General features: G+C 41.7%; 12 protein-coding genes. 2 read left to right on the top strand and 10 right to left on the bottom strand.

Annotated elements, in window-relative coordinates:
* From WB217_RS04280 to WB217_RS04305, 6 genes are all read right to left on the bottom strand, one after another.
* Positions 1–629: thiamine pyrophosphate-dependent dehydrogenase E1 component subunit alpha (locus tag WB217_RS04280; protein ID WP_423990960.1), on the bottom strand; the 629-nt coding region annotated here is incomplete at its 3' end.
* A 65-nt stretch (positions 630–694) separates the two neighbouring features.
* Entirely contained in the window at positions 695–2116 is a 1422-nt protein-coding gene (gene lpdA, locus WB217_RS04285) for a dihydrolipoyl dehydrogenase (RefSeq protein WP_423990962.1), read from the bottom strand.
* A gap of 217 nt (positions 2117–2333) precedes the next feature.
* Entirely contained in the window at positions 2334–3419 is a 1086-nt protein-coding gene (gene buk, locus WB217_RS04290; protein WP_423990964.1) for a butyrate kinase, read from the bottom strand.
* Positions 3420–3543: 124 nt separating this feature from the next.
* Positions 3544–4638, bottom strand: a complete 1095-nt coding sequence (gene bcd, locus WB217_RS04295; protein ID WP_335432872.1) for a branched-chain amino acid dehydrogenase — start codon at positions 4636–4638, stop codon at positions 3544–3546.
* A gap of 28 nt (positions 4639–4666) precedes the next feature.
* On the bottom strand, positions 4667–5572 hold the full coding sequence (gene yqiS, locus WB217_RS04300; RefSeq protein ID WP_423990966.1) for a phosphate butyryltransferase: 906 nt from the start codon (positions 5570–5572) through the stop codon (positions 4667–4669).
* Between the two features lie 135 nt (positions 5573–5707).
* On the bottom strand, positions 5708–7768 hold the full coding sequence (locus WB217_RS04305; protein WP_423990968.1) for a sigma 54-interacting transcriptional regulator: 2061 nt from the start codon (positions 7766–7768) through the stop codon (positions 5708–5710).
* Positions 7769–8043: 275 nt separating this feature from the next.
* On the opposite strand from WB217_RS04305, the gene WB217_RS04310 reads away from it, so the two are divergent.
* Positions 8044–8307 (top strand): DUF2627 domain-containing protein, encoded by a 264-nt coding sequence (locus WB217_RS04310; RefSeq protein WP_335432875.1) that lies wholly within the window; start codon positions 8044–8046, stop codon positions 8305–8307.
* Here the strand turns inward: WB217_RS04310 and WB217_RS04315 are convergent.
* Positions 8304–9041 carry a glycerophosphodiester phosphodiesterase gene (locus WB217_RS04315; protein ID WP_423990970.1) on the bottom strand — a complete coding sequence of 246 codons (738 nt, stop codon included), beginning with the start codon at positions 9039–9041 and terminating at the stop codon, positions 8304–8306. The two genes, WB217_RS04310 and WB217_RS04315, sit on opposite strands and share 4 nt — an antisense overlap.
* Positions 9042–9076: 35 nt before the next feature.
* Here WB217_RS04315 and WB217_RS04320 point away from each other — a divergent pair, with 35 nt between their 5' ends.
* On the top strand, positions 9077–9226 hold the full coding sequence (locus WB217_RS04320) for a YycC family protein (protein ID WP_423990972.1): 150 nt from the start codon (positions 9077–9079) through the stop codon (positions 9224–9226).
* Positions 9227–9404: 178 nt separating this feature from the next.
* On the opposite strand, the gene spo0A is transcribed toward WB217_RS04320, so the two are convergent.
* The 3 genes from spo0A to WB217_RS04335 all read right to left on the bottom strand — a co-directional run.
* Positions 9405–10196, bottom strand: coding sequence for a sporulation transcription factor Spo0A (gene spo0A, locus WB217_RS04325; RefSeq protein ID WP_423990974.1), 792 nt, complete (start codon positions 10194–10196; stop codon positions 9405–9407).
* A gap of 272 nt (positions 10197–10468) precedes the next feature.
* Entirely contained in the window at positions 10469–11755 is a 1287-nt protein-coding gene (spoIVB, locus tag WB217_RS04330; RefSeq protein ID WP_423990976.1) for a SpoIVB peptidase, read from the bottom strand.
* A gap of 128 nt (positions 11756–11883) precedes the next feature.
* On the bottom strand, positions 11884–12883 hold a 1000-nt coding region (locus WB217_RS04335), incomplete at its 5' end, for a DNA repair protein RecN (protein WP_423990978.1).

The following is a 12883-nucleotide window of genomic DNA, read 5'->3' on the forward strand; positions in this document are numbered from 1 at the left end:
GGCATACCATAGCCGATGGCGCGGTCAGAAACCTTCTCAGCTGCAACCTGCTTCTCGTATGGTACAGAAATAGCGTATTTATTGTTTTCTACCATGAAAATGACAGGAAGCTTATGTACTCCCGCAAAGTTAGCCCCTTCATGGAAATCGCCCTGGTTAGAAGAACCCTCTCCGAAGGTAACAAAAGTAACAAGGTCTTTCTTTTCCATTTTACCGGCAAGAGCAATCCCTACTGCGTGAGGAACCTGTGTTGTAACCGGAGAAGAACCTGTAACAATTTTGTTTTTCTTTTGACCGAAGTGTCCAGGCATCTGACGACCACCAGAGTTAGGGTCTTCAGCTTTGGCAAAACCGGAAAGCATCAAATCTTTTGCAGTCATGCCAAAAGTTAAGACCACACCCATATCTCTGTAGTAAGGTAGAACATAATCCTTTTCGCGGTCTAAAGCAAAAGCAGCTCCTACCTGTGCAGCTTCCTGTCCTTGACATGAAATTACAAACGGAATTTTTCCGGCACGGTTCAAAAGCCACATACGCTCATCAAGGCGTCGCGCTAATAGCATTGTTTCATACATTTCCAAGACTTTTTCATCACTTAAGCCAAGTGCAGCGTGACGATTTTCTGCCATTATTATACCTCCCAAATGTTCATATAAGACTCTTTTCCTTTGAAAAGAGCACTGTGATATTGTTTTTAAGAATGAATTGCTTTTCCGTCCACTGCAAGTGCAGCTTCACCGATTGCCTCTGATAACGTCGGGTGCGGATGGATTGTATGGGCAACTTCCCATGGTGTTGCATCAAGAACTTTTGCTAGGCCCGCTTCAGAGATCATATCTGTTACATGTGGGCCAATCATATGGACGCCAAGAATGTCATTCGTTTCTTTGTCAGCCACAATCTTAACAAATCCATCAGACTCTCCATAAACGAGCGCTTTACCTATTGCTTTGAAAGAGAATTTGCCTGTTTTGACTTCGAATCCTTTTTCCTTTGCTTCATCTTCAGTCAATCCAACGCTAGCAGCTTCCGGAGAGCTGTAAATGCATTTGGACACCAATGTATAGTCGATTGGATGCGGGTTTTCATTAGCAATATGCTCTACTGCCACGATTCCTTCATGTGAAGCAACATGCGCAAGCTGCAATCCGCCGATGACATCGCCAATCGCATAAATATGTGATTCCTTTGTCTGGAAGTATTCATTTGTTTGGATAAACCCTTTTTCAAGCTGGATTTCGGTATTTTCAAGACCTATTCCTTCAACATTTGCTTGGCGGCCAACTGAGACCAAAATCTTTTCTGCCTCGAAATCCTTTGATTCGCCTTTAAGTTCTGCGCTAATTTTAACCCCATTGTCTTTAGTAAGGGTTTCAGGCAGAACTTTTGCGTTGGTAACGATTTTTACGCCTTTTTTCTTCATCGCGCGCTGCATTTCTCTTGATACTTCCTTATCTTCCGTAGGAACAATGCGGTCAGCATACTCAATAACCGTTACTTCAGTTCCAAAATCAGCTAGCATGGATGCCCATTCAATCCCGATTACACCGCCGCCGACAATGATGATTGATTTTGGCAGTTCCTCCATTGCAAGCGCTTCATCAGATGTCATGACGTATTGGCCATCTGCTTCCAATCCAGTAAGGGTCCGTGGTCTAGAGCCTGTTGCCACAATTACATTTTTCGGTATGAGCATTTCATTTTCTTCACCGTTGTTCATTTCAACGGAAATCGTGCCTGGCATAGGTGAGAAAATAGAAGGTCCGAGGATTCTTCCCAAACCTTCATAGACATCGATTTTGCCTTGTTTCATAAGATGCTGGACGCCTTTGTGGAGCTGTTCAACAATCTTTTCCTTTCTTTCCTGAACCTTAGCGAAATTGACGCCAACCTCACCTGTTGTGACGCCGAACTCTTCACTCTTCTTAGCAGTTGCAAAAACCTCTGCACTCCTTAAAAGAGCTTTGCTTGGGATACAGCCTTTATGCAGGCATGTTCCACCAAGCTTTCCCTTCTCAACGATGGCAGTTTTCAAACCTAGCTGTGAAGCCTTAATAGCTGCAACATACCCGCCTGTTCCGCCTCCGAGAATGACTAAATCATATTCTTGAGCCATATGTATTCCCTCCTCTGACTACAATAAATTAAGAATAAAAAATAAAAAGTCCACTTATATAAATGTCGAGCTTCTTCGCTTAGCCCCTCAAGGTTGCTTAGGTCCAGTCGATGAAGTCAAAAAACGTCTTCATCAACTAGCCTCCAGCACTAGTCGGACTTCGTACGATGCGGGGTAGTTAGCCGCCGTCCTCTTTTCAAGGTGCTTCCGCTTTTCGTTACTTCCCTGGATACTCTTTCACGTCTTCTTCCCCGCGAAGGATACGAAGCGCCCCTTCTGCAAGTGCCTGTAGTTCATTTTCTCCTGGCTGGACGATCACATCTGCGATCCAGTTGATCCGTTCTGATATTTCATGGACAAATTCTTTTCCATAAGCGAGGCCGCCAGTCAGGACAATCGCGTCTACTTTACCTGCAAGCACTGCGCTGGCAGACCCAATTTCCTTCGCTACCTGATAGGCCATTGCTTCATATACCTGCTTCGCTTTTGCATTGCCCTGCTTAATCATTTTTTCAACCTTTATTGCATCATTAGTTCCGAGATAACCGACGAGACCACCCTGTCCAACCAGCTTCTTCATGATTTCCTCACGATAGTAGTCGCCAGAAAAGCATAAATCAACAAGGTCCCCGGCTGGAACAGTGCCAGCGCGTTCAGGGCTGAATGGTCCGTCCCCATGAAGACCATTGTTCACATCAACGACTCTTCCCCGTTTATGGGCTCCAACAGTAATACCGCCGCCTAAGTGAGTGACGATCAGGTTAAGCTCTTCATATTTTTTCCCAAGTTCCTTCGCAACCCTGCGCGCAACGGCCTTTTGGTTCAAAGCATGGAATATGCTTTTTCTTTCAATGAGTGAAAAACCTGAAATACGAGCAACTGGGTCAAGCTCATCAACTACGACAGGATCGACAATGAAGGAAGGGATATTCAGACCTGTTGCAATTTCATAAGCAAGGATCCCGCCTAGATTTGATGCATGCTGTCCTGAGAAACCAGTGCGCAAATCTTCTAGCATGCTATTGTTTACTGCGTATGTTCCGCCTTCAATTGGCCTTAGCAGCCCTCCGCGCCCACAAACAGCACTTAATTTTGAAATGTTGATTCCTTCAGTATCAAGCGTTTCAAGTATCGTATTCTTCCTGAATTCGTATTGATCGATGATGGTTTCATAGGAGTTAATGACTGATGAATCATGACGGATTGTTTTCTCAAAAACGGAAACCTCATTGTCAAAGACTCCAATTTTCGTTGATGTAGATCCTGGATTAATAACTAGAATCCGATATTCTGTTTGTTGCACAGTTAAACCTCCAATTTAGATAACGGACTTACATAGCAATCCGTAAAAACGTCAGTTGCACTTTTTTAGTAAATAACAGAGGCGCCGAATGAAGCATTCAGCGCACTCTACATATGACTCTCAATTAACGGCGGCTTAAAATGTGGTGGCCGTTCTGCAGGAATTGGCTGCGAGAATTGCGCATTCTCTCAATCCGTTCTTCTGCCATGCGGTCAGCCGCTTTATAAGTAGGAATTCCATCTCTTTTTGCAATCGCGATTACTTTTTCAATGTTATTGTAAATTGTTTCTACCTTTTTCATTGCTCTCTCAGCGTTATAACCGTACAACTCATCCGCTACGTTGATTACTCCGCCTGCGTTTATTACATAGTCTGGTGCATAGACAATGCCCATTTCATGGATAATGTCGCCATGTTTAGTGTCTTTCAGCTGGTTATTTGCTGCACCTGCAATGACCTTAGCTTTGATTTGCGGGATGGTGTCATCATTGATTACAGCACCAAGTGCACATGGCGCGTAAATATCGCATTCAACACTGTAGATTTCGTCCGGATCCACCGCTCTTGCACCAAATTCCTCAACCGCTCTTTGGACTGCTTCCTTGTTGATATCAGTCACTATTAACTGTGCGCCTTCCTCATGCAAGTGTCGGCAAAGGTTATATGCCACGTTTCCTACACCCTGGACAGCAATGGTCTTTCCTTCAAGAGAATCAGTGCCAAATGCTGCTTTAGCAGCTGCCTTCATACCTCTGTATACGCCATATGCAGTTACTGGTGAAGGATTTCCTGAAGACCCGAATGCTGGTGAAATACCTGTAACAAAGTCTGTTTCCTCATGGATTAAATCCATATCTGCAACAGTGGTACCTACATCTTCTGCAGTGATATATCTTCCGTTTAAGCCCTGGATATAACGGCCAAATGCACGGAACATTTCTTCGTTTTTATCCTTACGAGGATCGCCGATGATTACTGTCTTTCCTCCACCAAGATTAAGGCCCGCTGCAGCATTTTTATATGTCATACCTTTAGCAAGGCGCAACGCATCCTCGATCGCAGCTTCTTCAGATGCGTAAGTCCACATGCGTGTCCCGCCAAGTGCTGGCCCGAGAGTCGTGTCATGGATTGCTATAATCGCCTTTAGTCCTGATTGTTTATCCTGGCAAAAAACTACCTGCTCATAATCATACTGTTCTAGATACTTAAAAATTTCCATTTCTAATTCCTCCCCTGGTTTATGTAAATTATTTAGCTGCAGAGCATAATGCCAGCGCAAGTGAAAAAAGCTTGCTTTCGGCTGTATCCGCTCTTGATGTTAATACGATTGGGGCCTTCGCACCTGCAATGACCGCTCCAACCTTTGCATTCGCAAAATAAATCAATGATTTGTATAATACATTTCCAACTTCAATCGCTGGGACTAATAATATATCAGCCTTTCCAGCTACCTCACTTTGAATTCCCTTGTGTTCAGCAGCCAATTGTGAAACTGCATTATCCAAGGCAAGTGGTCCATCGATTTTACAGCCAGAAATCTGGCCGCGGTTATTCATCACCGTTAGTGCCGCTGCATCAAGTGTTGCCTGCATCGCTGGATTGACTACCTCTACTGCTGCTATCGGAGCAACCTTCGGCATTTCAATCCCAATCGCATGGGCAATTTGAACAGCATTCTTAACAATCTGCGCCTTTTGATCAAGATCAGGCGCTATATTCATTGCAGCATCAGTAACAATGGTGAACCTGTCGTAGCCAGGGATTTCAAAAACGGCTACATGCGAGAGTACCACTCCCGTCCTGAGTCCGTATTCCTTGTTAAGGACAGCCTTTAAAATCGAAGCAGTCGGGAGATTCCCTTTCATCAATACATTGGCTTCATTTGCTTTGACTGCCTTCACTGCCATTTCAGCAGCACTATTATTATTTGGTGCGGAAATGATTTTAATCCCAGTATGTCCTTGCAGCTCTGGATGCTCGGATGAAATCATCTTGTTGATTTCTTCTTCGTTGCCAAACAAAAGAAAGTCAGCAAGATTGATTCTGGCAGCCTGTGCGACCGCTTCTAAAACCTCGAAATCTTCCGCAGCAGCGACTGCGACTGTTTTTCTATTATTTTGGGATGCCTTGGTGATAAGTGAGTCTAATTTCATTCCTTGCTTCAACCCTTTCTTTTCGATGCGCATCACCCGAATAATATAGATGCAAGAACCGTGCCAACTTCAAAACAGTGAAAACGCTTTACTTTTCCTCAAAAGCATCATGCAATAATTTTCATAGTATGAAAATTATTGCATGCCAACAATTTCAATACCATGTTTTTCGAGTTTATAATACAAATTCCTTACAGACACTCCAAGTTTTTTTGCTGCAAGGGTTTTATTTCCGTTTACAGCCTCCAAAGTGTCTCTGATGATTTTCGCTTCGTATTTATCCATGTGCGATGACAGAGATTCTGTAAGGATGTGGTGATCCGCATGCTCTATTTTTCCTTTTGGTTGAACACTTTGCAAATCAGGGAGATGCTGGACTTCAATCATTGTTTCATTATAGTTTAAAAAGATGATAGCCCGCCCCAGGATATTTTCCAGTTCTCTTACGTTTCCTGGCCAGTCATATTCCATAAGCTTTTTGACAGCATGTACTGAAACACCTTCAACGTTTCGCCCATAATCCTGGTTAATTTTACGGATTAATTTTTCACATAGTTCGGGGATGTCTTCCTTCCTTCTCCTCAACGGAGGAATATGGATTGGCATCCTGTTAAGCCTATAATACAAATCCTCCCTAAAACTCCCATTTGCAATAGCTTTTTCAAGATTCATATTAGTCGCTGCTATCACCCGAACATTTATCAAAACCGGCTTCGAGCCGCCGACACGGACAATTTCGCGTTCCTGCAGGACCCTTAACAGCTTTGCCTGGGTATTGGCAGGCAATTCACCAATTTCATCCAGAAAAATACTTCCATTATTCGCCTCTTCGAAAAAGCCTCTTTTTCCGCCTCTTTTCGCCCCAGAAAAAGCACCTTCTTCATAACCAAAGAGTTCACTTTCAAGCAGAGATTCTGATATCGCCGCACAATTCACTCTGATAAACTTATTGAATTTACGGTCACTAGCGTTATGGATTGCATGGGCAAAAAGTTCTTTGCCTGTTCCCGATTCACCTCGCAGCAGGACAGTTGCAGGAGTTTTAGCACCAAGCTTGGCCTGTTCGATTGGTATCGTCATTTCTTCTGTTCGGCCAATTATATCCTCAAACGAATATTTCGCTTCTAGAGTCCTGATGATTTGCCTTGCCCTGCTTAGTTCACGGTTCAGATTTTGTATTTCAGACATGTCATGGATAACCCCAACACTGCCCTTCAATATTCCATCTACAATAATTGGTGCTACGTTAACAACGACTTCTTTTTTATTTGGCCCAACTCGCATTGCTGTTCCTCTAACCGGCCTTCTCGTCTTAAGGACCTGCATATGCATACTTTCCCCTTCGGATATATCTGCAGTTGCAGGCTGTCCGATTACTTCTTCTTCCTTTAAACCGGTAATTCGGGTATAGGCAGGGTTTATGAGGATACCCCGGCCATCTTCATCAACCACGGAAATGGCTTCATCACTGGAATTAATGATTGCCTGCAGCATGGTCTGGATTTCTTTAAGGTTTGTTATTTCCTCTGCAAGGTTCACAACCTCAGTAATATCCTTAAATACTGAAAAAGCACCGATCAACTGATCATTTTCATCCAAAATAGGAATTCTGGTCGTTATAATTTTCGATCCATTTGCAAGGACCAATTCCTGATTCGTTTCAACCTTCCTTGTGTTCAGGACTCTAGGCAGCTTACTTGAAGGAATGACCTCCAAAATTTGCTTCCCTTCAGCATCTTCCTTTAATGTGCCAATAATTTTTTCTGCACTGCGGTTAAATAAAGTAATAATGCCATCTGTATTGATGACAACCATGCCATCTCCAGTAGAGTTAAAAATCAAGTCATGTTCGTATGTAACTTTTCTAAGCGCTTTAATTAACCCTTCTTTTTCCTCGAGAAGTGAAGCGATAAGAAAAGCTACACTGCCCGGGATCAACACTGTGCTTTTCTCTCTAGCATCTCTCAAATCACGAAATACCTTCTCATCTCCTGTTACCTCGATGATAATGTCTATGTCTTCAGATAAATATTCCCGCCAGTCTGTACCCGTTTGGATTCCAGCTTTTTTGGCAGCGACGATTCCGGGCGCTTTAGAATTGATATCTATGACAGCAGCAACTTTCGCTGTTTGTTTAAAAATATCAAGGATTGCCGTTCCACCCTTGCCCGCTCCAACGATCATTATTTTTTGCATAAAATCCCCCATGAATCCGGAAAAATATTTCATAGTTCGCAAACATAGTCTGCAAATTTCTTCATGAATATTGTAATTCTTTTTTATTGGATTGACAAATTTCTTAATTATTCAGACTGACACAGCTGAAGTGAATTGTAGTGATTGAAAACCTTCTCGGCAAAGCAAATTACGTTTCGTTCTATAATATTCCCTAAAATCCAATCATTGCGGAATTAGACACGGTTTATTATACTCAAAAAGAGAATACTTTTTTATACGAAGGGATACCACATATGACCAGGATCATTGCACTAATCATCATGTTGATACCGGGATTCATTGCAGCATTAGGTATTAAATTAATGCGTGATATGGTGTTTGGAGTTTTACAGCCACCTATTCCAAACTTATTTATTCAATTCATTCTAGGGCTGCTTTTCTTTGCTGCGGGCCTAGGATTTATCGCCGGGTTTATCCTGCATCGCGACCGTAAAAAGAATAAAGTCCAGGCAATTTTCCGCATTCCCGATAGCAGTAAAAAGCAAAACAGGCCTTAATAGGCCTGTTTTATTTTATTTTTAATTTTCTTGGCTTTTGCCGGATCGTCAGTAATAACGGCACTGCAGTTTATTTTAAACAACCTTTCTAACTCTGAATCTTTGTTGACGGTATATGGTCTAACCTCAATACCACTCTCTAATGCAGCTTTAACAATCTCATCTGGGGCAGCCCTCCAATGAGGATGGAAGCCCTTAGCACGGATTGATTGGGCGTATATCCATGGCATATAGAGGCCTTCTGACAGCAGAGGAGCAATTTCAATTTCCGGTGCAAGTCTGTAGCTATATACAATGCTATAATGATTGAAGGATGAGATGATGATTTTTTCCGATAAGTTAAATTCCCTTACCATAGAAATAACCTTTTCTTCCATGCCTTCGTATGGGATGATGCTGTTTTTTAATTCAATATTACAAACCAGGCCGGTTTCCGACAGCCACGCAAGGACTTCTTCAAGCAAAGGAATGGGTTCTTCCTTGACTAATGTCTTATGATGGAAGCCGGCATCGAATTTACGTAAATCCTTGAGATTGTAATCCTTTACAAAGCCTGTACCGTTAGTAGTCCTATCAATCTTCTCATCATGGATGACAACCAGTTCTCCGTCTTTTGTCATTTGAACATCCAGTTCCAATCCATCGGCTCCTGCTTTCGCAGCTTCCATAAATGATTTCATCGTATTTTCTGGATAAGCAGCAGCAAAGCCGCGATGTGCTAAAATAAGAGTCATAAGCAATCCACCTTATTAATAATTTGGAGGTAAACATGAAACCCTTAAATATTTCTGCTGAAACAGCCATCAAGCTTTCTGAAAAGCTCGGAATGCCCTTAGAGCGTATTATGCATATGCCTCAGCATATCCTGCTGCAAAAACTGGCAGAACTTGATCGGGATAAGCAAAAAGAAGATGAATGATTTAGAAACGCCAGCTGGCGTTTTTTTTATGTTTTATATATCTTTCCTAACATGATAATACGTCGATACATCAAACAGCAACTTTTCAGGAATTAAAAAACACCCTGCTTTATACAGAGAATCTGTACAAAAAAGGATGTTTTATATGAAATAAGAGCGGATTACCGGCCTAACTCTTTCAAGAAGCTTTATGCTCCAGACGCAGCTTGTCAGCGACCATTGCGATGAATTCAGAATTGGTTGGCTTTGCTTTTGACATCGAAACAGTGTACCCAAACAATGAAGAAATGGAATCGATGTTCCCCCTGCTCCATGCAACTTCAATCGCATGACGGATGGCGCGTTCAACACGGCTTGCTGTAGTATTAAATTTCTTTGCGATATCAGGATAGAGGACTTTAGTGATAGAGCCAAGAAGTTCAATATCGTTATAAACCATTGAAATAGCTTCTCGCAAGTACATATAGCCTTTAATATGGGCAGGTACGCCAATTTCGTGAATGATGCTTGTAATACTGGCATCAAGATTCTTCGGCTTCTGTTCGGAAGATCTGCCATAATTAATGGATGATGGCTTTCTTGTCATCGTTTTCGCCTTGCCGCTTACCTGACGAATATGCCCAGCAAGATGATCCATATCAAATGGCTTCAGAATAAAATAGGAAGCACCAAGTTCCACAGCCTTTTTCGTTACGTCTTCCTGGCCAAATGCTGTCAGCATAATCACATTTGGGATGATGCCTTTTTTCATTTCACGCACTCTTTCGAGGACTGCAAGGCCGTCAAGGTGCGGCATAATGATATCCAATAACATGACATCTGGCTCTATATCTTCAAGCATTTCCAAACATTCTTGACCATTATGGGCAATACCGATAATCTCCATATCATCTTGCGAAGAAATATATTCTTCAAGAAGCCCCACTAATTCTCTGTTGTCATCAACGACGCATACTTTAATTTTGTTCACTACTTGGTTCCTCCTCAAATCCATTTATAATCACAAATTTGATCTTCTCTAAATTCTATTCTAAATGACTAATTCGACAATGCAACAGAAATTCCTCTTATTTTTAATTTTTTCTTAAAAAAGTAATATTTTCTAATAAATGCTCCTTTTTCCTTTGTTTTTCGACTTATTTCGATAGTTGACAAAAAAACTCCCATTATTTTGTCGAATAATCGTATTAAATACGCTTTTTCCATGAAAAAAGGCGGCAATCGCCGCCAAGTTTCATTTCATTAACTAGCCTGTTCTCTTGGTTTTTCATAAATGTCAATTCCAGCTTCATTCAACATCCATTCGATATGGACCCCATAACCACTGGTTGGATCATTTACAAATACATGAGTGACAGCACCAACCAGCTTATTATCCTGGATGATCGGACTCCCGCTCATTCCCTGGACAATTCCGCCGGTTTTTTCCAGTAACTCAGGATCCGTCACTTTAATGACCATTCCTTTAGTTGCAGGAAATTTTTGAGGGATTGTACTGACGATTTCTATATCAAAAAGATTAACTTCATCGTTGTTTACGACTGTCAGAATTTTAGCTGGCCCTTCCTTCACTTGATGGGAGAGGGCGATTGGAAGTGGCTTATCAAAAATGCCATTTTTAATATCCCTATTCAATTCACCAAAAATGCCAAAGGGGCTGTTTCTCTGGATGTTTCCAATAATTTCACGATCTGATGAAAAACGTGCTAATTTTTCTCCTGGGTCACCTTTACCACCTTTTTCGATGGAGGTGACTGTGGACCGGACAATTTGTCCATCTTCAACGACAATCGGCTTTTTTGTATCCATATCTGATATAACATGGCCTAGCGCACCATATTTTTTGGACTGAGGATGATAAAATGTCATCGTACCGATTCCTGCTGCCGAATCGCGAATGTACAAACCGAGCTTATAAGTGTTTTCATTTATATCTTTTTTCGGTTGAAGATGAGTTGTGATTTTTTCATTTTCTCTTTTAAGCACTAAATCCAATGGTTTTCCATCTTCTCCTGCTTGCTTTACGAATGGACCAACATCCGCCATTTTTTCAATTTGCTTACCATTGATTTCTGTAATGATATCGCCTTTTTTAATTCCTGCCGTTTCTCCTGGTGAAACCCTGCCCTCTTCTGCCATTACTTGATGATGTCCGACCACAAGGACACCAACCGTATTCAGCTTGACTCCAATGGATTGCCCTCCAGGAATCACTTTGAAATCCTTCAATACATTTACATCGACTTTCTTTACTGGGAAACCAGCCAGTTCAAGTACCATTTCATCTTTGCCACTCGCCTTCGCTTCTAGTGATACGGTGTCACCTTCCTGGTTCACAGTGATACTTGAATTTTCTATTGGAGCTGAAACTTGCACAGCATTTGCTGCAAAATCAAGCTTTTGCCCCTCGAACAAAGTTATATCTCCTGGAATAGATAAATATTCATGTACTGGTTTTGTAAAACCTAAAGCAATTAATGAAACAAGGAGAATTCCACCAATAAATTTTCTGAGAAAATCTTTTTTCAATCCATTCACTCTCCTCGCTTCTTGTCCAAACACACATATTGAAAATGGCTACATCTTTAATTTTGCCTTGAGTTGGTGCATTTATAACCGGTATAAAAATAAAAAAGCTACCCTTTATGGATAGCTTTTCAAGTTATAGCCTTCATATTTTGGGCAAGCTTCAATAATTCTTCCGCATGCTGTTTTGTTAAGTCGGTAATTTCCACTCCTGAAATCATCCTGCCAATTTCCTTGACCTTTTCAGAGAGTGTAAGTGGTGTAACAGATGTTTTTGTCCGGCCATTTTTAATTACCTTGGCGATGTAAAGATGTGTATCTGCCATCGCAGCCACCTGAGGCAAATGGGAAATACAAAGTACCTGAGAGCCGGTTGAAACGTTATAAATCTTTTCAGCAATGGATTGGGCAACACGACCGCTTACACCAGTATCAACTTCATCAAAAATAATTGAAGTGACTCCCTGATGCCTCGAGAAAATACTCTTAAGTGCAAGCATAATACGAGACAGCTCTCCTCCTGAGGCAACTTTTGATAAAGCCTTTAATGGTTCACCAGGGTTCGTAGATATATAAAACTCTACCTTATCTGCACCATTTTTATGGAAAACCTCACCCTCTGACCCAATTCTGAGTTCGAAAACAGCTTTTTCCATATATAGCTCCTTAAGTTCCTTATGGATCAACTTTGTTAGTTTCTTGGCCCACTTTCTGCGTGTTTCCGTTAAATTGACAGCTTCAATCCGCAGATCTTTTTTCAGTGATGCCAGTTCCCTTTCCATCTGGACGATGTGCACTTCTTTATTTTGCAAGGTCTCGATTTCCTCTTCAATTTTGGAGGCATACTCGAGAATTTCTTCAATCGATTTCCCATATTTTCGTTTTAACTGGTTGATTTCATTTAACCTGTCTTCTATTTCGTTCAAACGCTGCGGGTCATATTCTAGTGAATCAAGGTCATTCCTGATTGTTCTGGCAGCGTCTTCAAGCAGGTAAAAACTATTTGCAACAGATTCTGCGACAGACTTATAAGCCGGATCCAAATCAGCAGCTGTCTGGAGGTTGTCCATCACTAGCGCGATCCAGTCCAATCCTTTTTGTTCACCCTGAAGTGCAGAATAACTTGTTTGG

Source organism: Mesobacillus sp. (assembly GCF_049588175.1).
Taxonomy (GTDB): Bacteria; Bacillota; Bacilli; order Bacillales; family Cytobacillaceae; genus Mesobacillus.